We start from the raw sequence: 24,357 nt of genomic DNA, 5'->3' as shown, positions 1-24,357 counted from the left end.
ATCCGTTCCAAGATCAGGACACCGGTCCGCCCGAACGGGCGAATTACCTGAACCCGCACTGACCCCACGCCCCGCCCATGACCTGCGTCAGAGGCGGGGCGTCGCGTTGTGCGCCCGCAGACGTCGCTGGCCGCCGCGCACTCGCGTGGCTAGCATCGCCGCGTCCCTCGACGGAAGTCGTCGGACCTACCGCCGGACGGGCGGAAAGTCACGCCTGCTCAGGCCGCGTAGGACCAGCCCACCCGGGCCGGCTCAGGCCTGTGAAACAGGAACCCGTGGTGGCATCGCGAAGCGGTGCGGACCAGAATCTCCCGCCCCCCGGGTCGGAGAGGGCGTCCATGTCTGCCGCGTGTCCCCCGGAGCCCGGGGGAGGCCGGTGGCGTCCGGCAATGGAAGGAGCGTCGCTACTCGTGAGGTCCCACCGCCGCCCTGCACCGTCCGGGTTCAACCGGGGCGCCGGCACCGCCTTGTGTGTGCTGTCCGCCGCGGCCTCCGCCCTCGGTGCCGTCCCGGCCGACGCCGCTCCGTACGACCACACCCGGGCCGAGGTGGACCGCCTCTACGCGGAGGCCGAGAAGGCGACCGAGGCCTACGACAAGGCCGACGAAACCGCAGGCAGGCTGCAGAAGCAGGTGCACGAGGCCCAGGACCTGATCGCCCGGCAGCAGGAGCGCATCAACTCCGTGCGGGAGTCGCTCGGTTCGCTGGCCGTCGCCCAGTACCGCTCCGGCGGCATCGACCCGACCCTCGCGCTGCTCTTCTCCGACAACCCGTCCGACTACCTCGACAAGGCCTCCGTCCTGGACCGGATCAACGCCCATCAGGCGGGCGAGCTCAGAGACCTCCAGACCTCGATGCGCGACGTCGCCCAGGAGCGCGCCGAAGCGGTCGGCAAGCTCGCCGAGCTGGAGAAGAGCCGCAAGGCCGTGGCCGCCCACAAGAGGATCGTGGAGAAGAAACTCGCCGAGGCCCGTCGGCTGCTCAACTCCCTGCCGTACGGGGAGCGTGCCGCCTACGGCCGGGCCTCCCGGGGCGACCGCGGCGAGCTCTTCCCCGACCTCGGCAGCGCCATGCCGGCCTCGGCGCGGGCGGCCGCCGCGATGGCCGCCGCCCGCTCCGCGCTCGGCACGCCGTATGTGTGGGGCGCCACCGGCCCCTACGGCTTCGACTGTTCGGGGTTGATGCAGTGGTCGTACGCGCAGGCCGGGGTCCAGCTGCCGCGCACCTCGCAGGAGCAGGCGTACGCCGGCCGGCAGATCCCGCTCTCCGAGGCGCGCCCCGGCGACCTGGTCATCTACCGTTCCGACGCCAGCCATGTCGGGATGTACATGGGCAACGGCCAGGTGATCCACGCGCCCTACCCGGGCGCGCCCGTGCGCTACGACCCGGTGGACATGCTGCCGGTGTCCTCGGTCACCAGGGTCTGACCAACCGGCCCTGTCGGCCTTACGATCGGAAAGTGGCTGGTCGTGGGCGGGCGTCGAGGTTCTCCGTGGTGGCGCTCGTGCTGCTGCTCGTCTCTTTGGTGGCGTGCGGCGGGCAGCCCGCCGGCGGCAGCGCCGGGGCCGATCTGCAGCGGCTCCTCGACCGGCGGTCCACCGCCGTCCTCGACCGCGACCGGGCGGCCTTCCTGAAGACGGGTGCGCCGGGCTGGTTCGAGAACCTGCGCGGGGTGCCGCTGGCGTCCTGGTCGTACCGCGTGACCGCCCTGCACCGCACCGGCGACGAAGCCACCGCCGACGCCGAACTGCGCTACCGCATCGAGGGATACGACAACGCGCCCGTCATCGTCGGCCGCACCCTGACCCTCTCCCGGGAGAGCGACGGGCAGTGGTACGTGGACGCGGACAGGCCCGCCAGGAAGTCCTCCCAGCAGCTGTGGGACCAGGGCGCCGTGACCGTCGTACGCGGCGGCCACAGCATCGTTCTCGGCACCGGGCAGTCCAGCGAGGCGCTGCACTCCTACGCGGATCTCGCGGACCGGGCGGTGCCCGCCGTGTCCGCGGCCTGGGGCAGCGACTGGGCGGGGCACGTGGTGGTGCTCGTGCCGGGGTCGGTGGAGGGCATGGCGGGGCTGCTCGGCTCGCCCGCCTCCCAGTACCGCGGGATCGCGGCGGTCACCACCGGCGAGGTGGGCGGCCCGCCGACCGCGCCCGCGGACCGCATCATCGTCAACCCGGACGCGTACGCCCTGCTCGGCCCGCTGGGCAAGCAGGTCGTGCTCACCCACGAGACCACCCATGTCGCCACCCGTGCCCACACCAACGCCGCCACCCCGCTGTGGCTGTCCGAGGGGTACGCCGACTGGATCGGCTACCTCGGCACCGGCCGCACCCCGGCCGAGGCCGCGCCCGAGCTGGCGCGCGCGGTGAGCGAGGGGCGGGTGCCGGACCGGCTGCCCACCGACAAGGACTTCGGCTTCAGCGGCGACGCCACGAAGCTGGCGCAGGCCTACGAGGGCGGCTGGATGGCCTGCCGGCTGATCGCGCAGCAGTGGAGCCTTGAGCGGCTCCGGCAGTTCTACCGCGCGGTCGGCGACCACCGGCAGCGGGCGGGCTCGGTGGAGGGTGCGCTGCAGAAGGTGCTGGGGACGACATCGGAGAAGTTCTCCCGGCAGTGGCGGGACTACCTCCGGGCGCAACTCGGCTGACCCGGGCCGGACAAAGGCCCCTCAGGAGGAGTTCGAGTTCTCCCTGGTGCGGGTGGCCTGCGTGGGCAGGGGCGGCACGGGCTCGCGGGAGACCGTCGACTGCCACAGTTCCACGGCCCCGAGCACGGCGGCGACGACCAGCAGGCCGTTGCGGACGACGAGCAGGGCGACGCCGAGGGTGTCGCTCAGGACGACGTGCAGGAACCAGACCGGGAACTCCAGCACCGTCACGAAGGCGGCCGCAACCACCAGCGCCACCGGCACCTGCATCCGGCTGCTCCGGAAGCACAGGCAGACGGCCCCGAGACCCACCAGCCACACCATGTACTGCGGGCTGATCACCCGGCTGGTGACCGTGAACATCAGCACCGCGACGAAGGCCGCATCCGCGAGGGTGTTCGGCAGGAACCGCGTGGCCATCAGCCGCCACAGCAGCAGCCAGCCGAAGACGACACCGGTCAGGAACAGGGCCGCAGTGCTGACCAGGCCCACGTACGGGCCGAGGAATTCGATCGAGCCGTAGTTCAGCAGCACCTGGCCCTTCCAGCCGAACTGCCGGGCGACGTGGAAGACGAGGGAGCCCAGCGACTCCACCTCCGTGCCGCGGTTGCGCTGGAAGGTCAGAAAGGCGAACGCGCCGGGCATGGTCACCGCGAACACCGCCGCCAGCGCGGCCACGGTCGCCGCCGCCCAGGCCCAGGTGGAGCGCTTGCGGGCGCCGACCAGCAGGAGCGCCGGCCACACCTTCAGCATCGCCCCGAAGCCCACCAGGAGGCCCATCACGCGCGGATGCCGGGCGCCCGCGAGCAGCCCGGCCACGGCCACCGCGGTGACCATCACGTCGTAGCGTGCGTACACGGTCGGACCGAGCAGCGGTACGCCCAGCACCCACACCCAGGCGCCGCGCAGCGTCTTGCCGGGCCGCAGCCCTGCGTACAGGAGCAGCGACAGGACGACCAGGTCCGCCAGGCAGGCGAGGGCGAAGAAGGCCGTCGCGTAGTCGAGGAAGCCCAGCAGCGCGGGGGAGAGGATCGGCAGGGCGGCGGCGGGCGGGTACTGCCAGGTGACGTCGCCCAGCGGGAAGGTGCCGTGGCGCAGGGTCTCGTACCAGCCCTGGTAGATCACGGACACGTCGGTGGTGACGTCCGGCCCGGGGAAGACGAACACCTTGAGGACGGACAGCAGCAGCACCAGCCTGGTCAGGCCCCAGGTCACCAGCAGTCCCGCAAGGGGCCGCCTTCCACCCGCAATGTCCACCGGAGCCCCGTTTCCGTCCGCTTCCCGTTCCCGTCTTGAGGGGAACATGATGTCCTGTGCAGCTGTGTGCGTGCCATAAACGTGGCCGTGCCGAGCTGTGTGCGCCCGTTGGATAAGGTCGGCGGCGATGCACAAGACCCTGATCGTGACGAACGACTTCCCGCCCCGCCCGGGCGGTATCCAGGCGTTTCTGCACAACATGGCGCTACGGCTCGACCCGGACCGCCTCGTCGTCTACGCATCCACCTGGAAGCGCAGCCGGGAGGGGATCGAGGCCACGGCCGCCTTCGACGCCGAGCAGCCCTTCACCGTCGTACGCGACGCCACCACGATGCTGCTGCCCACGCCGGGCGCGACCCGGCGGGCGGTCGGGCTGCTCCGGGAGCACGGCTGTACGTCGGTGTGGTTCGGGGCGGCGGCGCCGCTCGGCCTGATGGCGCCGGCCCTGCGCAAGGCGGGCGCCGAGCGGCTGGTGGCCACCACCCACGGTCACGAGGCGGGATGGGCGCAGCTGCCGGCCGCCCGGCAGCTGCTGCGCCGTATCGGCGAGTCCACGGACACGATCACCTACCTCGGCGAGTACACGCGCTCGCGCATCGCCACCGCCCTGACCCCTGAGGCGGCCGGGCGGATGGTGCAGCTGCCGCCGGGCGTCGACGAGAAGACCTTCCACCCGGAGTCGGGCGGCGCCGCGGTCCGCGCCCGCCTCGGCCTCACCGACCGGCCGGTGGTCGTGTGCGTGTCCCGCCTGGTGCCACGCAAGGGCCAGGACACCCTGATCCTCGCCATGCCCCGCATCCTGGCCGCCGAGCCGGAGGCGGTACTGCTGATCGTCGGCGGCGGCCCCTACGAGAAGGACCTGCGCCGACTGGCCCACGAGACCGGTGTCACCGACTCCGTGCGTTTCACGGGCGCCGTGCCCTGGTCCGAGCTGCCCGCCCACTACGGCGCCGGAGACGTCTTCGCGATGCCGTGCCGGACCCGGCGGGGCGGGCTGGACGTGGAGGGGCTGGGGATCGTGTACCTGGAGGCCTCGGCGACCGGCCTGCCGGTCGTCGCGGGAGACTCGGGCGGCGCCCCCGACGCCGTACTGGACGGCGAGACGGGTTGGGTGCTGCGGGGCGGCTCCGCCGAGGAGGCAGCCGACCGGATCGTGGCGCTCCTGGGGGATGCGGAACTGCGGCGGCGGATGGGGGAGCGCGGCAGGGAGTGGGTCGAGGAGAAGTGGCGCTGGGACCTCCTGGCGGAGCAGCTCAAGGCCTTGCTGTAGGACAGCGCCCCTTCAGGGGCGCGGGGCTGTGTCGATTTGCGGCTCCGCCGCATGGGCGCGACAAGCCACAAACAACCCGCACCCGCCGACAACGAATATGTGGCACCCCACTAGGCGGAACCCGAAAATCCGCCCATGCTGCGCACATGACAGCAAAACTGATACAGCATCAGCTGACGAGACGTCAAATCCTGGGCATGGTTGCCCTGCAGACGGCGGCTGCGGCCGGCCTCACCCGCATCGGACTACAGTCCGCCCACGCAGCCGAGCCCGACGCAGTCGACACCGCCCCAGCCATTGTCATCGGCTCCGGCTACGGAGGCGCCGTCGCCGCCCTCCGCCTCGGCCAGGCCGGCATCCGCACCCTCGTCCTGGAGATGGGCCGCCTCTGGAACACCCCCGGCCCCGACGGCAAGGTCTTCTGCAACACCGCCAACCCGGACCAGCGCTCCATGTGGTTCCGCAGCCGCACCGAGGCCCCGCTGGCCACCTTCCTGTGGCTGGACGTCGTCAACAAGGACATCACCCCGTACCCCGGCGCCCTGGACCGCGTGCACTTCGACAACATGTCCGTCTACGTCGGACGCGGCGTCGGCGGCGGCTCCCTGGTCAACGGCGGCATGGCGGTCACCCCGCTCCAGTCGTACTTCAAGGAGCAGTTCCCGACCGTGGACGCGAGCGAGATGTACAGCACGTACTTCCCGCGGGCCCGTTCCATGCTCGGCGTGAACACCGTCGACCCCACGTGGTTCGAGTCCACCGAGTGGTACCGGTTCACCCGGACCTCCCGCAAGGCCGCGGCGAACACCGGCCTGGAGACCACCTTCGTGCCGAACGTGTACGACTTCGACTACATGCAGCGCGAGGCGGCCGGAACGGCGACCAGGTCCGCGCTCGGGCAGGAGGTCATCTACGGCAACAACTACGGCAAGCGCAGCCTCGACAAGACGTATCTGGCCTCGGCGCTCGGCACCGGGAACGTCACCATCAACACCCTGGAGAAGGTGAAGGCCATCGGCCGGGCGAGCGACGGGAGCTGGACCCTGACCGCGGACCGGATCGACAACACCGGCGCGGTCGTCGAGACCAAGCAGTACAGCTGTACGTACCTCTTCCTGGGCGGCGGCAGCCTCGGCACCACCGAACTCCTCGTCCGGGCCCGGGACACGGGCGCCCTGCCCGCGCTGAACTCCAGCGTCGGCGCCGGCTGGGGCACCAACGGCAACACCATGCTCGGCCGCGCCAACCACATCTGGGACACCACCGGCGCCAACCAGTCGACCATGCCGGTCATGGGCATCGACGACTGGGCCAACATCGACAACCCGGTCTTCGCGGAGATCGCCCCGCTGCCCATCGGGTTCGAGACCTGGGTCAGCCTCTATCTGGCGATCACCAAGAACCCGGAGCGGGCGAGCTTCACGTACGACTCCTCGACCGGTGGGGTCAAGCTGGGCTGGAGCGCCGCGCAGAGCGCCGTCTCGGTCGCCATGGCGAAGAAGCTGTTCGACCGGATCAACTCGGCCAACGCCACGATCTACCGCTACGACCTGTTCGGATCCTCGAACAAGGTCTTCGCCGACGACTTCTGCTACCACCCGCTGGGTGGCTGCGTCCTCGGCAAGGCGACCGACAACTACGGCCGGGTGAAGGGGTATTCGAAGCTGTACGTCACCGACGGCTCGCTGGTGCCGGGCTCGATCGGCGTGAACCCGTTCGTGACGATCACCGCGCTCGCCGAACGGACGATGGCGCGGGTCCTCGTGGAGGACACCGCGCCATGAGCCGTCGTAGGACCGGGGCGTACTACTTCGCGTAGATCGCCTCGATCTCGTCCGCGTAGTCCTTCGCCACCACATTGCGCTTGAGCTTCAGCGACGGCGTCAGGTGGCCGGACTCCTCGGTGAACTGGGAGGACAGAATGCGGAACTTCCGCACCGATTCCGCCTTCGACACCGCGGCGTTGCCGTCGTCGATTGCCGACTGGATCTCGGCCTGCAGGTCCGCGTCCTCGCGCAGCGACGCCGCGGTGGAACCCGCCGGCTTGCCGTGCTCGGCGGCCCAGCGGCCCAGGAACTCGTCGTCGATGGTGACCAGCGCGCCCACGAACGGCCGCCCGTCGCCCACCACCATGCACTCCGCGACCAGGGCGTGCGCCCGGATGCGGTCCTCGATCACGGCCGGGGCGACGTTCTTGCCGCCCGCGGTGACGATGATCTCCTTCTTGCGGCCGGTGATCCTGAGGTAGCCGTCCTCGTCCAGGGTGCCGATGTCACCGGTGTGGAACCAGCCGTCGGCCAGGGCCTCCGCGGTCGCCGCCTCGTTGTTCCAGTACCCCTTGAACAGGTGCTCGCCGTGCAGCAGCACCTCGCCGTCGTCCGCGATCCGGATCACCGAACCGGGCAGCGGCTGGCCGACCGTGCCGATCTTCTGGCGGTCCCAGGGGTTGAAGGCGGTGGCGGCACAGGACTCGGTCAGGCCGTAGCCCTCCAGGACCGAGAAGCCGATACCGCGGAAGAAGTGGCCCAGGCGCTCGCCCAGCGGGGCGCCACCGGAGATCGCGTACTCGCCGCGGCCGCCGAGCACCGCGCGCAGCTTGCTGTAGACGAGCTTGTCGAACGTCTTGTACTTGAGCTTCAGGCCGAGCGACGGGCCGGACGGCGTGTCCAGCGCGCGGCTGTACGCGATCGCGGTGTCCGCCGCCTTGTCGAAGATCTTGCCCTTGCCGTCCGCCTGCGCCTTGGCGCGCGCCGAGTTGTAGACCTTCTCGAAGACGCGCGGGACACCTAGGATCAACGTCGGCCGGAACGAGGCCAGTTCGTCGGTGAGGTTCTTGATGTCCGGGACCAGGCCCAGCTTGATCGGCGCCATCATCGGCGCGATCTGCACCAGCCGGCCGAAGACGTGCGCGAGGGGCAGGAAGAGCAGGACGGAACACTCGCCGGTGCGGAACAGGGGCCGCAGGCGCTCGACGATGTTGCCGCACTCGGCGAAGAAGCTGCGGTGGGTGAGCACACAGCCCTTGGGGCGGCCGGTGGTGCCGGAGGTGTAGACGATCGTCGCCGGGTCGTCGGCCTTCGCCAGCGAGCTGCGGTCCTCGACCATGGCGTCGGTGACGTCCTTGCCGGCGTTGCCGAGCTCCTCGATCGCGCCGGCCTCGATCTGCCAGACGTGCTTGAGGGCGGGCAGCGACTCACGCACCGACTCGACGGCGGCGGCGTGGCCGTCCAGCTCGACGATCATGGCGGTGGCGCCCGAGTCGGACAGGATCCACTGCACCTGCTCCGGCGAGCTGGTCTCGTACACCGGCACGGTGACCGCGCCCGCGCTCCAGATCGCGAAGTCCAGCAGCGTCCACTCGTAGCGGGTGCGGGACATCAGGCCGACCCGGTCGCCGGGCTGGACACCGGAGGCGATCAGACCCTTTGCGGCCGCGTGCACCTCGGCCAGAAAGGTGGTCGCCGTCACGTCCTGCCAGGCGCCGCCCACCTTGCGGGCGATCACGGCGACGTCCGGATGCTGCGCGGCGTTTCTGCGGACGATGTCGGTCAGGTTGCCGTCCGCAGGGACCTCGTACAAAGCCGGAAGGCTGAACTCGCGCAAGACTGCTGCTCCTAATAAGGCGCCGGCGCCACGACGTTGTGTGATGCGACGGTGGGTCCAAGGCTCGGGCAGGTACTCAGAGATTCAGTGGTTGAAATACTGAGCACGACTGGACTGCCCGGACGTTACCCGCCGGTATGGCTTCTTCGACAGGGGGTCCCGGCGAGATGTTCGCTGCGTCACACGGGTTGGTGTTGCTTTACGTACGGTAGTCCACCCGCTAACTGACTGGCCAGTAACGGCAGGACCGGCCGCCACTGTTCACGTTCACCCCACACGCTTACCCTTGATCGCCATGGCATCCACACCACCCGGCAACCGCAGGACACGGGTCCATGTGGTCAGTGACGTGCACGGCAACGCCCGTGACCTGGCGCGGGCCGGCGAGGGCGCCGATGCCCTGATCTGTCTGGGCGACCTGGTCCTCTTCCTCGACTACGCCGACCACTCGCGCGGGATCTTCCCCGACCTGTTCGGCGAGGAGAACGCCGACCGCATCGTCGAGCTGCGCACCGCCCGCCGCTTCCAGGAGGCGCGGGAGTTCGGGGCCCGGCTGTGGGGCGGCATCGGCGCGGACCGGGCCTTCGCGATCGAGCAGGCGGTGCGCAAGCAGTACGCCGAGATGTTCGCGGCCTTCCCGACACCGACGTACGCCACCTACGGCAATGTCGACATGCCGCCCCTGTGGCCGGAGTACGCCGGCCCGGGCACGACCGTGCTCGACGGCGAGCGCGTGGAGATCGGCGGCCGCACCTTCGGCTTCGTCGGCGGCGGCCTCAAGTCCCCGATGCGCACCCCGTACGAGATCAGCGACGAGGAGTACGCGGCGAAGATCGAGGCCGTCGGCGAGGTGGACGTGCTGTGCACCCACATCCCGCCGGAGGTGCCCGAACTCGTCTACGACACGGTGGCGCGCCGCTTCGAGCGGGGCAGCCGGGCCCTCCTGGACGCGATCCGCCGCACCCGCCCCCGGTACGCACTGTTCGGCCACGTCCACCAGCCGCTGGTGCGGCGCATGCGGATCGGGGCCACGGAGTGCGTGAACGTGGGGCACTTCGCGGGGACCGGGAAGCCCTGGGCGCTTGAATGGTGAATAGGGCCTGTCTTTCGGGCCAGGTCGGCCTTGGGAGACGGTGCTTCTCGGCCGCCCCGAGCGGGGTCTGGTGCGTGCAGCTGCAAGGCGGAGGAGGCTGTGACATCAGCCGCTGCCGCGGCGGGCGACGCGGAGCGTCGGCGAGTGACGACAACGCCGCTGGGGGTCCCCCACGCCCTTAAGGCAGTGGGGGAGCGCGTGCCGGGGCCCGCGACGCCGGGCTGGCCCGAAAGGCAGGCCCTGACGCAGGTGGGGGTGAAGGCGGGCGCTCACGTGCGCGGTAGCCTTCACGCTGCGCGCACCGTGCGCACGACGACCTCTTTACCGGCCCGCATCTGGAGGAGCCACGGCGATGGCGGAACACACCAGCTCGAGCATCACGATCGAGGCGGCACCGGCCGATGTCATGGGGGTGATCGCAGACTTCGCCCGCTACCCGGACTGGACCGGTGAGGTGAAGGAGGCCGAGGTCCTCGAGACCGACGCCCAGGGCCGCGCCGAGCAGGTCCGCCTCGTCATGGACGCCGGCGCGATCAAGGACGACCAGGTGCTGGCGTACACCTGGACCGGTGAGAACTCGGTCTCCTGGACCCTGGTCAAGTCGCAGATGCTGCGGGCGCTCGACGGGTCGTACATCTTGAAGGCAGTGGGGGCGGGGGCGACCGAGGTCACGTATCAGCTGACGGTGGACGTCAAGATCCCGATGCTCGGGATGATCAAGCGGAAGGCCGAGAAGGTCATCATCGACCGGGCCTTGGCCGGGCTGAAGAAGCGGGTGGAGTCGGGGGAGAAGTAGGGGTCCCGCCGTAGGGGTGCGTCCGGCTTGCGGGGTCTCGGTTACCGTTCAGCCTCATGCGCACCATCCTGATCACTGGCCCTGGCGGTTCCGGGCGTACGACCGTTGCCGCCGCGACCGCCCTGCGGGCCGCCGGCAACGGCACCCGCACCCTCGTTCTCAGTGCCGACCGCACTGACACCCTGGGGGCTGTGCTCGGGGCGGCGACGGGACCGGCCCCGGTCACCGTCGCCCCGAACCTCACCGCCTGGCGCCCCGACGCCGCTGCCGGTTTCCGGGATGACCTCAGTGCTTTTCAGGAACGTGCGGCCAACGTCCTCGATCTGCTCGGGGCCTCCCGGCTGGATGCCGAGGAGGTCACCCCCCTTCCCGGCGCCGAGGAGCTGAATCTGCTGCGAGCCCTGCGGGACGCGGCTCTCGCGGAGGCACATGACCTGCTGGTCGTCGATCTGCCGCCGACCCCGCAGGCGCTCGCCCTGCTCGCCCTGCCCGAAGAGCTGCGCCGCTATCTGCGCCGGCTGCTGCCGCCCGAGCGGCAGGCGGCCCGGGCCCTGCGGCCCGTTCTCGGACGGCTCGCCGGGGTCCCCATGCCCTCCGAGTGGCTGTACGAGACGGCCGCCCGCTGGGACACGGAACTCGGCGCCGTCGAGGCGGTCCTCGCCGACCCGAACACCGTCGTACGGCTGGTCGCCGAACCCGGGCCGGCCGGTGCCGACGCCGTGCACTCCGCCGGCCTCGCCCTCGCCCTGCGCGGGCTGCGCACCGACGTCCTGGTCGCCAACCGGGTGCTGCCCGAGGCGAACGGCTGGCTCGCCGGGCTCGTCGCCCAGCAGCGCAAGGTCCTGGAGGAGTGGCAGGAGCCGTACGACGTCCGGACCGTCGCCCACCTGGGCCGCGACCCGCGCGGCACGGACGACCTCGCCGCGCTCGCCGTCCCCGGCACCCTGGACGTCAACGGCACGACCTCCACCGTCGAGTGGCCCGTCGCCGACCGGCTCGCCGACGACGGCGTGCTCGTGTGGCACCTCCCCCTGCCCGGCGCCATACGCGACGACCTGGACCTCATCCGGCGCGGCGACGAACTCGTCGTCGCGGCAGGCCAGTTCCGCCGTATCGTCCCGCTGCCGTCCGTGCTGCGCCGCTGCACCGTCGACGGGGCCGCGCTGCGGGAGGGCGAACTGCGCATCCGGTTCGTGCCCGACCCGGATCTGTGGCCGGACAGGCCGTGAACCACCTACGCCCATTCGGGTAACGTCGTAGAGACGAACCGTAGTCAGGAGGTCGTCATGAGCGAAGAGCGCCCCCCGTCCGACGCCGGCAATCACGAGGTGGTCGACGAGGTGCGGGCGACCGACGCCGACGCCTGGGCGAAGGCGTGCGCCGAGGACCTCGCGGCGGAGAAGGCCCGCCGCCGCGCAGAGTACGGCCAGCCGCCGATCTCGGCCGGTGAGGAACTGCGCAAGCTCGTCGACGCCGTCTCGGAGAAGCTGTCGTCGATCCAGTCGCCGCTGCTCGGCTCCGTCGCCGGACCGGCCGCCCAGCAGGTGGTGAAGCAGGTCGTCCAGCAGGCGAAGGCCGCGGTCGAACCCGTCATCGAACGCAACCCGGACGTCTTCGACCACCTCGCCGCCGCGGGCAACGAACTGCTCGCCGCCTACCGCTCCGCGGTCCAGGCCCAGGAACAGCGCTGGACGAGCCGTACGACGGACCTGCACAAGGACCTGGACGAGCGCCGGGACGGCGACGAGGGCGGCACCGGCCCCGGACAACGCATCGACCTGGACTGACCCCTCCCTCGCACCCCTCGCCGGGCCTCGCCGCCCGGGTCCCCGGCTGCCCAGCGATTGGACGTCGAGGCCTTGGCGCCAGGGCCTCGGGTACGGTTGGCCGTAGCGGGGCTCGACCGAAACTGAGGGATTCATGGGACTCACCATCGGCGTCGACATCGGCGGCACCAAGATCGCGGCCGGCGTGGTCGATGAGGAAGGCAACATCCTCTCGACGCACAAGGTGCCGACCCCGGGCACGCCCGAGGCGATCGTGGACGCCATCGCCTCCGCAGTGGAGGGCGCGCACGCCGGGCACGAGATCGTGGGCGTGGGCATCGGTGCGGCCGGTTACGTCAACCGCCAGCGCTCGGAGGTCTACTTCGCGCCCAACATCGACTGGCGCAACGAGCCGCTGAAGGCCAAGGTCGAGGCCCGGGTGGGCCTCCCGGTCGTCGTGGAGAACGACGCCAACGCGGCCGCCTGGGGCGAGTACAAGTTCGGCGCGGGCAAGGGGCACCGCAACGTCATCTGCATCACCCTCGGCACCGGCCTCGGCGGCGGCATCATCATCGGCAACAAGCTGCGCCGCGGCCACTACGGCGTGGCCGCCGAGTTCGGCCACATCCGCATGGTGCCGGACGGCCTGCTGTGCGGCTGCGGCTCGCAGGGCTGCTGGGAGCAGTACGCCTCCGGGCGCGCCCTCGTCAGATACGCCAAGCAGCGCGCCAACGCCACCCCCGAGAACGCCGAGATCCTGCTCGGCCTCGGTGACGGCACCCCCGACGGCATCGAGGGCAAGCACATCTCCATGGCCGCCCGCCAGGGCGACCCGGTCGCCGTCGACTCCTACCGCGAACTCGCCCGCTGGGCCGGCGCGGGCCTCGCCGACCTGGCCTCCCTCTTCGACCCCTCCGCCTTCATCGTCGGCGGCGGCCTCTCGGACGAGGGCGAACTGGTCCTCGACCCGATCCGCAAGTCCTACAAGCGCTGGCTGGTGGGCGGCAACTGGCGCCCGGTGGCCGAGGTCATCGCCGCCCAGCTGGGCAACAAGGCGGGCCTGGTAGGCGCGGCAGACCTGGCGCGAGAGCCCGACCCGATCATGTGAGGGCCACCTTTCAAGGTGCGGTGAGGACGCGTTTTCAAGGGGCGCGGGGAACTGCGCGACAAGCCACAGACGACCGGCAGTCGCCCACAAACCTCGCGCCCCGGCCCATTGGGCGTAGATTGATCCACATGGAGCTGCTGCCCAACTCCCACACGGAACCGGACGGTTCAGCCGTCATCCGAGTCCTCAGCTACAACATCCGCTCGATGCGCGACGACACGGACGCCCTGGCCAGGGTGATCACCGCCTGCGCCCCCGACCTGGTCCTCATCCAGGAAGCCCCCCGCTTCTTCCGCTGGCGCAAGAAACTGTCCCGTCTCGCATCGGCCGCAGGCCAAGTCATCCTCACCGGAGGTGCCACCGCCTCCGGCCCGGCGATCCTCTGCACGCTCCGGGCAACCGTCGAGCGCACGGAGGACGTCCTCCTCCCGCTCACCCCCGGCCTGCACCGCCGCGGCTTCGCCACCGCGGTCGTCCGCTTCGGCGGCGCCCGCCTCGGTGTGGTCAGCTACCACCTCTCCCTGCAGGCGGACGAGCGGTACGAGCAGGGCGGCATGCTCCTCGACCGCCTGGCCGGCCTCGGCGTGGAGCACGCGATCGCGGGCGGCGACCTCAACGACCGCCCCACCGGCCGCACCTTCAGCCGCCTCGCCGACAGCCTGCAGGACTGCTGGGCCACCTCCCCCTGGGGCAGCGAGTACACCTCGACGCCCGTGACCCCGTACCAGCGCATCGACGCGATCTTCGCCACCAAGGGCATCGAGGTGCTCGGCTGCGGTGTCCCGCTGGGTCATCCCGGGGTGGCCGAGACCGACCTCAACAGGGCGACGGATCACCTGCCCGTGCTTGCCGCACTTCGCGTGCCCGCGGCCTGAAACACACCTGCCGGACGGAGTCCGGCGCAGCCGCCCGAAGCCTGTGAGGCCCCCTGGGGCCGAGCAGTGCGAGGGTGGCGTTGAGAGGTACTGCCCTGAGGGCGGCCACGGACCACTTTCCGGTCCTGGCCGCCCTCAAGATCCCTGCCGGCGATGTCCCCGCTGGTCAGACGACGGCTCCGCGCCCCGGATCGTCGTCGTCCTCGTCGTCCGTCCTCATCCGCATCACCAGCGTGGCGAAACCGCCCAGGAAGCCGCCGATGCCGAGCGTGGCCAGCCACCAGGTCATGTCCCAGCCGAACAGCACCGCCAGCAGGAGCAGGATCGGGCCGCCGATCACGCCCAGCCAGGCGAACTTCGCGGTCGCGTCGGCGGTGGGCAGCGGCGGCGGCTCCGGCGGGACGAAGTGGCCCTCGTCGTCCTCGTCGAAGTCGTCCTCGGACGGCTCGGCGGCCGTGTAGTCGCGCGGTCCGACGCCGGGTGCGAAGGAGACGGAGCCGCCCAGCGGCTTCTTCGGCTTCTCCTGCTTCGGCGCCTCACCCTGGGAGTCGTCGTTGGTCTCCGGCTCGAGCAGCGCCAGGTCCTCGATCGACTTGAACGGCTTGGTGCCCGGTGGGTCCTTCGGCTCCTCGCCGTAGCCGGCGACGATCGCGGCCCACGCGGCATCCTCGTCGAAGGGGACGCCCTGCTCCTCCGGCTCGCGGTCCTCGCGGTCCGAGTCGTGCTCAGCCACCTGCGGCCGTCCCTTCCTTGCCGACACTGGGTGCGAGCCGGCCGATGAACGCGAGGCTCTCTTCGAAAATCCGGTCCGCATCGTGGTCCAACGTCGCCACGTGGTAGCTCTGTTCCAGCAGTATCTCCGTCACGTCCCTCGATGAGACCCGGCCGAGGATCCGCGCCGAGTCGGCCGGCGGCACGACATGGTCCTGCGGGCTGCGCAGCACCAGCAGCGGCTGTGTGACCTGCGGAAGCTCGCCGTCGACCAGCCGGAAGAAGTTGCGCAGGGAGTGCGCCGCGTGCAGCGGAACCCGGTCGTACCCCAGCTCGGCGCTGCCCTCCTTCGCGATGTCGCTGGCGATCCCCTTCGTCGTGCGCACGAGATGGCGGGCCACGGGAAGGGCGTACGGGGAAAAGCCGTGCATGCGGTTCGCCGGGTTGACGACCACCACTCCGGCGACCGCCTCCCCGTGCTTCGCCGCCAGACGCAGTGCCAGGGTGCCGCCCATGGACAGGCCGGCCACGAACACCTCGCTGCAGCGCTCGCGCAGGGACCGCAGCTCGCGGTCCACCTCGGCGTACCAGTCCTGCCAGCCGGTGAGCTGCATGTCCTCCCAGCGGGTGCCGTGCCCGGGCAGCAGCGGCAGTGAGACCGTGAGGCCGTGCTGGGCGAGATACTCGGCCCAGGGGCGCAGCGACTGGGGGGAACCGGTGAAGCCGTGGCAGAGCAGGACGCCGACCTCCCCGCCCTCGTGGCGGTACGGCTCGGCTCCAGGAAGGACCGGCACTTCGGTCTCCTGTTCATGAGAGTGACGTGAAGTCCAGGTGCTTCACCGTACGCGACCGCACTGACACCGACCAGGGTCGTCGGATCCTTTGACAGTGCTCCGGGTTAAGGTCTGACCGACGGAAACAGGAGGCACACGGGTGTTGTACGGCACGATGAAGGTTGCCATCGGGGGGCCGCTGAAGGTCGCCTTCAGGCCTTGGGTGGAAGGCCTGGAGAACATTCCGGCGGAGGGCGCCGCCATCCTGGCGAGCAATCATCTCTCCTTCTCCGACTCGTTCTTCCTGCCCGCGGTCCTCGACCGCAAGGTCACCTTCATCGCGAAGGCCGAGTACTTCACCACGCCCGGCGTCAAGGGCCGGCTGACGGCCGCCTTCTTCAAGGGCGTCGGCCAGCTCCCGGTGGACCGCTCCGGTGCGCGCGGCGCGGGCGAGGCGGCCATCAGGAGCGGCCTGGAGGTGCTGGAGCGCGGCGAGCTGTTCGGTATCTACCCCGAGGGCACGCGCTCGCCCGACGGCCGCCTCTACCGCGGCAAGCCCGGTGGTCTCGCGCGCGTGGCGCTCGCCTCCGGCGCGCCGGTCATCCCGGTCGCCATGATCGACACGGAGAAGATCCAGCCGCCGGGCAAGGTCATGCCCAAGCTGATGCGCCCGGGCATCCGCATCGGCAAGCCCCTCGACTTCAGCCGCTACCAGGGCATGGAGCACGACCGCTTCGTGCTGCGCGCGGTCACCGACGAGGTCATGTACGAGATCATGAAGCTCTCCGGCCAGGAGTACGTCGACATGTACGCGACCGCGGCGAAGCGCCAGATCGCGGAGGCGGCGAAGGCCGAGAAGGAACAGGCCAAGGAGCAGGCCAAGGAGCAGGCCAAGAAGGACAAGTCCGAGGCCTAGGCTCTCGGTCGAGGGGGGTGGGGGGACATGCCCAAGCGCGAGCGCGTCATGCGCATGTCGGTCGAGCAGCCGCTGTGGCGTGCGCTCACCGCGTACCGGGTGCTCACGATGCTGTACGCGGTCGGCCTGTTCGCCACGGCCTACGACGAGTACGACCACGCGGGCGTCGCCATCGCCTACTACGTCGTCCTGTTCGTGTGGACGCTCGCCACCCTGCCCCGCGTCCAGAGCGCGGCCGCCTGCACCAAGCGCTTCCTCGCGGTCGACCTCGCCATCGCGCTCACCGGCATCCTGCTCACCCCGCTCGCGGTCAACGAGCAGCACATCCAGAGCGGCGGCCCCACCCTGCCGTCGATATGGACCGCAGGCTCGGTCCTCGCGTACGCCATCAAGGGCGGCTGGCGCTGGGCCGCGTTCGCCTCGACCCCGGTCGCCGCCGCCAACCTGATCGAGCGCGGCGCCCCCGCCCGCGACACCGTCCACAACGTCATCCTGGTCTGGGTCGCCTCCATCGCCATCGGCTACGTCGTCGAGGTCGCCCGCGCCTCCGAGCGCACCCTCGCCCGCGCCCTGGAGATCGAGGCCGCGACCCGGGAGCGGGAGCGGCTCGCCCGGGACATCCACGACGGCGTGCTGCAGGTGCTGGCCATGGTGCAGCGCCGGGGCGCGGTCCTCGGCGGCGAGGCGGCGGAGCTCGGCCGGATGGCCGGTGAGCAGGAGGTCGCGCTGCGCACCCTGGTCTCCGGCGGGCTGGTCCCCGTCTCCCGGGTGTCGGAGGACGCCGCCGAGGGCGCGGTCGTACGGGCGGTGGAGGAGCCGTCGTACGACGAGGACGGTCCCGTCGATCTACGGGCGCTGCTCGCTCGGTACGCGGCCGCGAAGGTCAGCTTCGCCGAACCCGGCGCCGCCGTGCTGCTGCCCAGAGCCGCCGCGAAGGAGCTGGCCGCGGCCGTCGGCGCCGCCCTGGACAACGTGCGCAGACACGCCGGCGAGGACGCGCGGGCGTGGATCCTCGTCGAGGACGAGCCCGGTGAGGTCGTGGTGACCGTACGGGACGACGGACCCGGCATCCCCGAGGGGCGGCTCGCCCAGGCCGAGGGGGAGGGGCGGCTCGGCGTCGCCCTGTCGATCCGCGGCCGGCTGCGCGACCTCGGCGGCAGCGCCGAACTGATCTCGGTGCCCGGGCAGGGCACGGAGGTCGAACTGAAAGTACCGAAGGACGCGAAGGACCCACGGGGGAAGGCAGAGCGGCGATGACGGATCCGACCGACGAGCGGCAGGACGCGATCAAGGTCATGGTGGTCGACGACCACCCCATGTGGCGCGATGCCGTCGCCCGTGACCTGGCCGAGTCCGGTTTCGACGTGGTCGCCACCGCGGGGGACGGCGACCAGGCCGTGCGCCGCGCCAAGGCCGCCGGCCCCGATGTGCTCGTGCTCGATCTGAACCTGCCCGCCAAGCCGGGCGTCCAGGTCTGCAAGGAACTCGTCGGCCACAACCCCGCGCTGCGGGTCCTCGTGCTGTCGGCGAGCGGTGAGCACGCCGACGTCCTGGAGGCGGTGAAGTCCGGCGCCACGGGTTATCTGCTGAAGTCGGCGTCCACGGACGAGCTGCTGGACGCGGTGCGCCGCACGGCCGTCGGCGACCCGGTGTTCACGCCGGGCCTGGCCGGACTGGTCCTCGGTGAGTACCGCCGTCTCGCCTCCGAGCCCGCGCCCGCCGCGGACACCGACCAGCCGGGCGCCCCGCAGCTCACCGACCGCGAGACCGAGGTGCTGCGCCTGGTCGCCAAGGGCCTGAGCTACAAGCAGATCGCCGAACGCCTGGTCATCTCCCACCGCACGGTCCAGAACCACGTCCAGAACACCCTCGGCAAGCTTCAGCTGCACAACAGGGTGGAACTCGTCCGGTACGCCATAGAGCGCGGACTCGACGACGAGTGACGGCGACACGGGAGCTTGACGGCGGGTAAACCAACCGCCCGCTGATTCACCGGAATTGCCCTTCCAGCCCATCCCTCTGTGACCTGGATCACCATTAGCGTGGCTGTCACCAGGCAACTGCGGCGAAGGGACATTTCCATGCGGGTCGGAGTACTGACCGGAGGCGGCGACTGCCCCGGACTCAACGCCGTCATCCGGGGCATCGTCCGCAAGGGCGTGCAGGAGTACGGCTACGACTTCGTCGGCTACCGGGACGGCTGGCGCGGACCCCTCGAAGGCGACACCGTCCGCCTCGACATCCCCGCCGTGCGCGGCATCCTGCCCCGCGGCGGCACCATCCTCGGCTCCTCGCGCACCAATCCGCTGAAGCAGGAGAACGGCATCCGCCGGATCAAGGAGAACCTCGCCAAGCAGGAGGTCGAGGCGCTCATCGCGATCGGCGGCGAGGACACCCTGGGAGTGGCGGCGCGCCTGACCGACGAGTACGGGGTGCCCGTCGTCGGCGTACCGAAGACGATCGACAACGACCTGTCCGCCACCGACTACACCTTCGGCTTCGACACCGCGGTCGGCATCGCCACCGAGGCCATCGACCGGCTGCACACCACCGCCGAGTCCCACATGCGCGTCCTGGTCTGCGAGGTGATGGGCCGGCACGCCGGCTGGATCGCCCTGCACTCCGGCCTCGCCGGCGGCGCCAATGTCATCCTCATCCCCGAGCAGCGCTTCGACCTCGAACAGGTCTGCGCCTGGATCACCTCCCGCTTCAAGGCCTCGTACGCCCCCATCGTGGTCGTCGCCGAGGGCGCCATGCCCAAGGACGGCGACGTGGTCCTCAAGGACGAGTCGCTGGACTCCTTCGGGCACGTCCGCCTCTCTGGGGTCGGCGAATGGCTCGCCAAGGAGATCGAGAAGCGCACCGGCAAGGAGGCCCGCACGACCGTCCTCGGTCACATCCAGCGCGGCGGCACCCCGAGCGCCTTCGACCGCTGGCTCGCCACCCGCTTCGGCCTGCACGCCATCGAAGCCGTCCACGAGGGCGACTTCGGCAAGATGGTCGCCCTGCGCGGCACCGACATCGTCCGCGTCCCCATCGCCGAGGCGACGGCGAAGCTGAAGACGGTGGACCCCGAGCTGTACGAGGAGGTCGGGGTCTTCTTCGGCTGACGGCAGTCCCCCGACGGCTACACGGTCGTGCGGTGCAGCTGGCCGATCAGCTCCCGCACGATCGTCGTCCCGTTCAGTGTCAGCACCGACTCCGGGTGGAACTGCACGCCCGCGAACCGCGGACCGCGCAGCGCGTGCACCTCCCCGTTCGCCGCCCGGCTCACCTCCACCGCGTGTGCGGCCAGCTCCCGCGCCGCCTCCTCGTCACAGCGCGCCACGAAGCTGTTGTAGAAGCCGACGGTCTCGGTCCGCCCGAACAGCTCGATCGCCGTCTGCGCCCCCTGGTACGGCACTTCCTTCCGTACGATCTCCAGGCCCAGCTCGGCCGCGATCAGCTCGTGCCCGAGGCAGACGCCGAGCACGCCGTGCCGGTGCCCCCTGATCACCTCGGCGGTGAGGTCCCGCAGGAACCGCATCTTGGGGTCGTCGAGGTCGGAGGGGTCACCGGGACCGGGCCCGAGGACGAGCGGCCCCTCGTGCGCGAGCACCGCCTCCCGCAGCCCGGGTTCGTCGTAGCGCCGGACGGTCACCTCCAGGCCGCTCGACCGCAGGACGTGCGCCAGCATCGCGGTGAAGGTGTCCTCCCCGTCGACGACCAGGGCATGTCCGGCGAGTTCGACACCCTTTCTGGGGGCTTCCTGCATCCGCAGCCAGAACGGCGCAAGCGAGGCCCGGCGCCCGTCGAGCGCGGCACGCACGCGTGGGTCCTCGGCGAGCCGTACGCGCGCGTGGCCCTCGCGCGGCCGTGCCGGACGTACGCCCAGGGCCGCCAGCACGCCCGCCGCCTTCGCATGTGTCTCGGCGACCTCGCTCGCCGGGTCCGAACCGCGGACCAGGGTGGCGCCGACCGGGACCCGCAGGTGTCCTTCGGAGGAGATGTCGGCCGTACGGATCAGGATGGGGGAGTCGAGGGTCTGCGCGCCGCCGGAGTCCCGGCCGAGCAGTGCGAGCGCACCCGCGTAGTAGCCGCGCCCGCCGACCTCGTGCCGCTCGATGACCCGGCAGGCGTTCTGCACCGGCGAACCGGTGACCGTGGCCGCGAACATGGTCTCCTTCAGGACCTCGCGCACGTCCAGCGAGGACTTCCCGCGCAACTCGTACTCGGTGTGCGCGAGATGGGCCATCTCCTTCAGCCGCGGGCCGACGACCACCCCGCCCATGTCGCCGACGGTGCACATCATCTTGAGCTCCTCGTCGACGACCATCGACAGCTCCTCGATCTCCTTGCCGTCGGCGAGGAAGTCCAGCAGGTGCTCGGGGGTGGGGCCCTCGGCGGGATATCGGTACGTCCCGCTGATCGGGTTCATCACGACGGTGCCGCCGGACATCCGTACATGCACCTCGGGACTGGCCCCGACCAGCGTGCGCTCCCCGGTGTGCACGACGAACGTCCAGTACGCGCCCCGCTCGCCCTCCAAAAGCCGCCGGAACAGCGCCAGCGCGTCGGTGCGGGAGAACTCCGGGATCTCACCCCCGTAGGTCCGCCGGAGCACGAAGTTGGCGCCCTCGCCCCGCCCGATCTCCTCGTGCAGCACCCGGCCGACGATCTCGCCGTACTCCTCGTCCTCGACGTCGAAGCCGCCGCCCGCCACCCGCACCTCGTGCGCCGGGAGCTGCGCGAGGGCGTCGGCGAGGGGGATCTCGTACGACTCCTCGGGGGTGAGGAAGGCCAGCGGTGTCCCGTCGTCGCGGACGTCGAAGCCGCGTTCGCGGATCTGCCGGAAGGGGACGAGTGCGAGGCCCTCGTCGGGGAGGTCGGCCAGGCGGTCGTACGTGGTGACCGGGCCGAGCAGCACCTCCACGGTGTTCTCGTCGCGGCCCGGCGCGCGGCGGCGCAGCAGGGCGAACGGTCGGGGATCGTCGAGCAGGTCGGCCAGGTGCATGAGTCCGTTTTCCTTCTCTACTGGAGAGGAACGGACCCCGGGAAACGCCGAAGGCCGCCCCTCGGGCGGCCTTCGCGAAGTCTTGCGTACGCGCAGTCAGTGGGCCGCCGGATGAGCGGTCCACCACCAGTTCTGGGTCGAAAGCGCGAACATGCGGTGCACCCTACCGCACCACCGCGCCGTCCGGAGCGTGATCCGCCCGTCTCACCAGTCGAGCGGAGGGAAAAGCAGTCGACACGACCCCGTAATGTTTACGGGGTGACCGTGAACGCTAAGACCAGCGCGAGCGCTGGCAACACCTGGCGAGATCTGCCCGCGGCGCAGCAGCCCGAGTACCCCGACACCGAGGCTCTGCGCGCAGTCGTTGCGGACCTCGAGTCGTATCCGCCGCTCGTCTTCGCGGGCGAGTGCGACCAGCTGCGCGCCCGGATGGCGGCCGTCGCCAAGGGAGAGGCGTTCCTCCTCCAGGGCGGCGACTGCGCCGAGGCCTTCGACGCGGTGTCCGCCGACCACATCCGCAACAAGCTCAAGACGCTGCTGCAGATGGGCGCGGTGCTGACGTACGCCGCCTCGGTGCCGGTCGTGAAGGTCGGCCGTATCGCCGGCCAGTACTCCAAGCCGCGCTCCAAGCCGACCGAGACCCGCGACGGCGTGACGCTGCCGACCTACCGCGGTGACTCCGTCAACGGCTTCGACTTCACCGAGGCCGCCCGCATCCCGGACCCGGAGCGGCTGAAGCGGATGTACCACGCGTCCGCCTCCACGCTGAACCTGGTGCGCGCCTTCACCACCGGCGGCTACGCCGACCTGCGCCAGGTGCACGCCTGGAACCAGGACTTCGTGAAGTCGTCCCCCTCCGGCCAGCGCTACGAGCAGCTGGCCCGGGAGATCGACAACGCGCTGAACTTCATGCGGGCCTGCGGCACCGACCCGGAGGAGTTCAAGACGGTCGAGTTCTACTCCTCGCACGAGGCGCTGCTGCTGGACTACGAGTCCGCGCTCACCCGCGTCGACTCGCGCACCGGGCAGCTGTACGACGTCTCCGGGCACATGGTGTGGATCGGTGAGCGCACCCGGCAGCTGGACGGCGCGCACATCGAGTTCGCCTCGAAGATCCGCAACCCGATCGGCATCAAGCTCGGCCCGACGACCACGGCCGAGGAGGCGCTGCAGTACATCGACCGCCTCGACCCGGACCGCGAGCCGGGCCGGCTGACGTTCATCGTCCGCATGGGCGCGGACAAGATCCGCGACAAGCTCCCCGAGCTGGTCGAGAAGGTCACCGCCTCCGGCGCGACCGTGGCCTGGGTGACCGACCCGATGCACGGCAACACCTTCGAGGCGGCCTCCGGTCACAAGACCCGCCGCTTCGACGACGTGCTGGACGAGGTCAAGGGCTTCTTCGAGGTCCACAAGGGCCTCGGCACCCACCCGGGCGGCATCCACGTCGAGCTCACCGGTGACGACGTCACCGAGTGCGTGGGCGGCGGCGACGAGATCTTCGTCGACGATCTGCACCAGCGCTACGAGACGGCCTGCGACCCGCGCCTGAACCGCAGCCAGTCCCTCGACCTGGCGTTCCTCGTCGCGGAGATGTACCGGGACCAGTAACCGCTGATCAGAGCGATGGGGCGCGGATCACATACGATCCGCGCCCCTCTGCACTTTTGCCGGATCCAAGCGCCGGGTAAGGTTAGGTTAGCCTCACCGATCAATCGGGACGGCACCACTTCGATCCCGGCGGGAGGTGAACCGCGTGTTCGTCTGCAGTTGCTTCGGCATCACGGAACAGCAGGTCAAGAAGCACGCGGAGGACGGTGCCTGCACCCCGCGCCAGATAGCCTCGGCCTGCAAGGCGGGCACGGACTGCGGTTCGTGCGTACGGCGTATCCAGGCGCTGCTGGGCCGGGGCGACTGCTCCCGCCGTGAGCTCGCAGATCAGGGCAAGCCGGTCCTGGCCGCGCTCGACGAGGCGGCCTAGCTCTCCGGCTGCTCGATCAGCTGCGCGATGTAGAGCGCCTCGCCGAGCTTCTCCACCAGTTCCAGCTGGGTGTCGAGGTAGTCGATGTGATGCTCCTCGTCCTCGAGGATCGACTCGAAGATGTTCGCCGACGTGATGTCGCCCTTGTTCCGCATCACCTCGATGCCCCGCTTGAGGCGGTCGATCGCCTCGACCTCGATCTGCCGGTCCGCCTCGAACATCTCCTTGACGGTCTGTCCCACCCGTACATGGAAGAGGCGCTGGTAGTTCGGCAGCCCCTCCAGGAAGAGGATCCGGTCGGTGAGCACCTCCGCGTGCTTCATCTCGTCGAACGACTCGTGCCGCGTGTACTTGGCGAGCTTCGTCCAGCCGAAGTTCTCCTGCATCTTCGCGTGCAGAAAGTACTGGTTGATCGCGGTCAGCTCGCCGGTGAGCTGCTCATTGAGGAATTCGATGACCTCGGGGTCGCCCTGCATCGCTAAGGCTCCTTCCAAGCGGGGTGGAACTGGCAGGCTGCGCCGCATGATTGCACCGGCGAGGAAGATCGTCCAGTAAGTCTGCGCTT

At 70.5% G+C, this 24,357-nt stretch carries 23 protein-coding genes; 16 read left to right on the top strand and 7 right to left on the bottom strand.

Going from position 1 to position 24,357, the window contains the following annotated elements:
• Positions 1–410 precede the first annotated feature (410 nt).
• A complete protein-coding gene (locus tag ACFY1E_RS00185; RefSeq protein WP_389069558.1) occupies positions 411–1,427 on the top strand; it encodes an NlpC/P60 family protein in 1,017 nt (338 codons plus the stop codon).
• Between the two features lie 32 nt (positions 1,428–1,459).
• Positions 1,460–2,650 carry a hypothetical protein gene (locus ACFY1E_RS00180; RefSeq protein WP_389069556.1) on the top strand — a complete coding sequence of 397 codons (1,191 nt, stop codon included), beginning with the start codon at positions 1,460–1,462 and terminating at the stop codon, positions 2,648–2,650.
• A gap of 21 nt (positions 2,651–2,671) precedes the next feature.
• On the opposite strand, the gene ACFY1E_RS00175 is transcribed toward ACFY1E_RS00180, so the two are convergent.
• Positions 2,672–3,907: a glycosyltransferase 87 family protein gene (locus tag ACFY1E_RS00175; RefSeq protein ID WP_389069553.1), complete on the bottom strand. Its 1,236-nt coding sequence runs from the start codon at positions 3,905–3,907 to the stop codon at positions 2,672–2,674.
• A 127-nt stretch (positions 3,908–4,034) separates the two neighbouring features.
• Between ACFY1E_RS00175 and ACFY1E_RS00170 the strand changes: the two genes are divergently transcribed.
• Positions 4,035–5,177: a glycosyltransferase family 4 protein gene (locus ACFY1E_RS00170; RefSeq protein WP_389069552.1), complete on the top strand. Its 1,143-nt coding sequence runs from the start codon at positions 4,035–4,037 to the stop codon at positions 5,175–5,177.
• A 197-nt stretch (positions 5,178–5,374) separates the two neighbouring features.
• Positions 5,375–6,961, top strand: a complete 1,587-nt coding sequence (locus ACFY1E_RS00165; RefSeq protein ID WP_389069550.1) for a GMC oxidoreductase — start codon at positions 5,375–5,377, stop codon at positions 6,959–6,961.
• 22 nt (positions 6,962–6,983) lie between these two features.
• Here the strand turns inward: ACFY1E_RS00165 and ACFY1E_RS00160 are convergent, their stop codons facing one another.
• Entirely contained in the window at positions 6,984–8,780 is a 1,797-nt protein-coding gene (locus tag ACFY1E_RS00160) for an AMP-dependent synthetase/ligase (RefSeq protein WP_389069547.1), read from the bottom strand.
• A gap of 337 nt (positions 8,781–9,117) precedes the next feature.
• Between ACFY1E_RS00160 and ACFY1E_RS00155 the strand changes: the two genes are divergently transcribed.
• From ACFY1E_RS00155 to ACFY1E_RS00130, 6 genes are all read left to right on the top strand, one after another.
• Positions 9,118–9,873: a metallophosphoesterase gene (locus ACFY1E_RS00155; RefSeq protein ID WP_389071537.1), complete on the top strand. Its 756-nt coding sequence runs from the start codon at positions 9,118–9,120 to the stop codon at positions 9,871–9,873.
• Positions 9,874–10,225: 352 nt separating this feature from the next.
• Entirely contained in the window at positions 10,226–10,669 is a 444-nt protein-coding gene (locus ACFY1E_RS00150) for an SRPBCC family protein (protein WP_389069545.1), read from the top strand.
• A gap of 56 nt (positions 10,670–10,725) precedes the next feature.
• Positions 10,726–11,898: an ArsA family ATPase gene (locus ACFY1E_RS00145; RefSeq protein ID WP_389069543.1), complete on the top strand. Its 1,173-nt coding sequence runs from the start codon at positions 10,726–10,728 to the stop codon at positions 11,896–11,898.
• A 57-nt stretch (positions 11,899–11,955) separates the two neighbouring features.
• On the top strand, positions 11,956–12,456 hold the full coding sequence (locus ACFY1E_RS00140; RefSeq protein WP_389069541.1) for a DUF5304 domain-containing protein: 501 nt from the start codon (positions 11,956–11,958) through the stop codon (positions 12,454–12,456).
• Positions 12,457–12,589: 133 nt separating this feature from the next.
• Complete coding sequence (locus tag ACFY1E_RS00135; RefSeq protein ID WP_389069538.1) at positions 12,590–13,543, top strand: ROK family glucokinase; 954 nt, start codon at positions 12,590–12,592, stop codon at positions 13,541–13,543.
• 128 nt (positions 13,544–13,671) lie between these two features.
• On the top strand, positions 13,672–14,418 hold the full coding sequence (locus tag ACFY1E_RS00130) for an endonuclease/exonuclease/phosphatase family protein (RefSeq protein ID WP_389069535.1): 747 nt from the start codon (positions 13,672–13,674) through the stop codon (positions 14,416–14,418).
• 166 nt (positions 14,419–14,584) lie between these two features.
• On the opposite strand, the gene ACFY1E_RS00125 is transcribed toward ACFY1E_RS00130, so the two are convergent.
• Both ACFY1E_RS00125 and ACFY1E_RS00120 read right to left on the bottom strand, forming a co-directional pair.
• Positions 14,585–15,151: a hypothetical protein gene (locus ACFY1E_RS00125; RefSeq protein WP_389069533.1), complete on the bottom strand. Its 567-nt coding sequence runs from the start codon at positions 15,149–15,151 to the stop codon at positions 14,585–14,587.
• Positions 15,144–15,923 carry an alpha/beta hydrolase gene (locus tag ACFY1E_RS00120; protein WP_389069532.1) on the bottom strand — a complete coding sequence of 260 codons (780 nt, stop codon included), beginning with the start codon at positions 15,921–15,923 and terminating at the stop codon, positions 15,144–15,146. The genes ACFY1E_RS00125 and ACFY1E_RS00120 overlap by 8 nt, the downstream gene beginning before the upstream one ends.
• Positions 15,924–16,077: 154 nt before the next feature.
• Between ACFY1E_RS00120 and ACFY1E_RS00115 the strand changes: the two genes are divergently transcribed.
• The 4 genes from ACFY1E_RS00115 to ACFY1E_RS00100 all read left to right on the top strand — a co-directional run bounded on the left by ACFY1E_RS00115 (position 16,078) and on the right by ACFY1E_RS00100 (position 19,928).
• Positions 16,078–16,818, top strand: coding sequence for a lysophospholipid acyltransferase family protein (locus tag ACFY1E_RS00115; protein WP_389071535.1), 741 nt, complete (start codon positions 16,078–16,080; stop codon positions 16,816–16,818).
• 27 nt (positions 16,819–16,845) lie between these two features.
• The gene (gene macS, locus ACFY1E_RS00110; protein WP_389069529.1) at positions 16,846–18,075 is read left to right on the top strand and encodes a MacS family sensor histidine kinase; all 1,230 of its coding nucleotides are present in this window, start codon (positions 16,846–16,848) and stop codon (positions 18,073–18,075) included.
• Positions 18,072–18,761, top strand: a complete 690-nt coding sequence (locus ACFY1E_RS00105) for a response regulator (protein ID WP_389069527.1) — start codon at positions 18,072–18,074, stop codon at positions 18,759–18,761. Before macS ends, ACFY1E_RS00105 begins: the two co-directional genes overlap by 4 nt.
• Positions 18,762–18,899: 138 nt before the next feature.
• Positions 18,900–19,928, top strand: coding sequence for a 6-phosphofructokinase (locus ACFY1E_RS00100; RefSeq protein ID WP_389069525.1), 1,029 nt, complete (start codon positions 18,900–18,902; stop codon positions 19,926–19,928).
• Between the two features lie 17 nt (positions 19,929–19,945).
• On the opposite strand, the gene ACFY1E_RS00095 is transcribed toward ACFY1E_RS00100, so the two are convergent.
• Both ACFY1E_RS00095 and ACFY1E_RS00090 read right to left on the bottom strand, forming a co-directional pair.
• Entirely contained in the window at positions 19,946–21,811 is a 1,866-nt protein-coding gene (locus ACFY1E_RS00095) for an anthranilate synthase family protein (protein WP_389069523.1), read from the bottom strand.
• 96 nt (positions 21,812–21,907) lie between these two features.
• Complete coding sequence (locus tag ACFY1E_RS00090) at positions 21,908–21,964, bottom strand: trp operon leader peptide (protein WP_078912442.1); 57 nt, start codon at positions 21,962–21,964, stop codon at positions 21,908–21,910.
• A gap of 105 nt (positions 21,965–22,069) precedes the next feature.
• On the opposite strand from ACFY1E_RS00090, the gene ACFY1E_RS00085 reads away from it, so the two are divergent.
• Entirely contained in the window at positions 22,070–23,422 is a 1,353-nt protein-coding gene (locus tag ACFY1E_RS00085) for a class II 3-deoxy-7-phosphoheptulonate synthase (RefSeq protein ID WP_099928210.1), read from the top strand.
• A gap of 136 nt (positions 23,423–23,558) precedes the next feature.
• Positions 23,559–23,792 (top strand): bacterioferritin-associated ferredoxin, encoded by a 234-nt coding sequence (locus ACFY1E_RS00080; RefSeq protein ID WP_389069520.1) that lies wholly within the window; start codon positions 23,559–23,561, stop codon positions 23,790–23,792.
• On the opposite strand, the gene bfr is transcribed toward ACFY1E_RS00080, so the two are convergent.
• A complete protein-coding gene (gene bfr, locus ACFY1E_RS00075; protein ID WP_389069517.1) occupies positions 23,789–24,268 on the bottom strand; it encodes a bacterioferritin in 480 nt (159 codons plus the stop codon). The genes ACFY1E_RS00080 and bfr overlap by 4 nt on opposite strands.
• Positions 24,269–24,357 lie beyond the last annotated feature (89 nt).

The organism is Streptomyces sp. NPDC001604 (assembly GCF_042893475.1).
GTDB lineage: Bacteria > Actinomycetota > Actinomycetes > Streptomycetales > Streptomycetaceae > Streptomyces.
The sequence above is the reverse complement of the archived record's forward strand: the minus strand, read 5'-3'. Positions and strand labels throughout refer to the sequence as shown.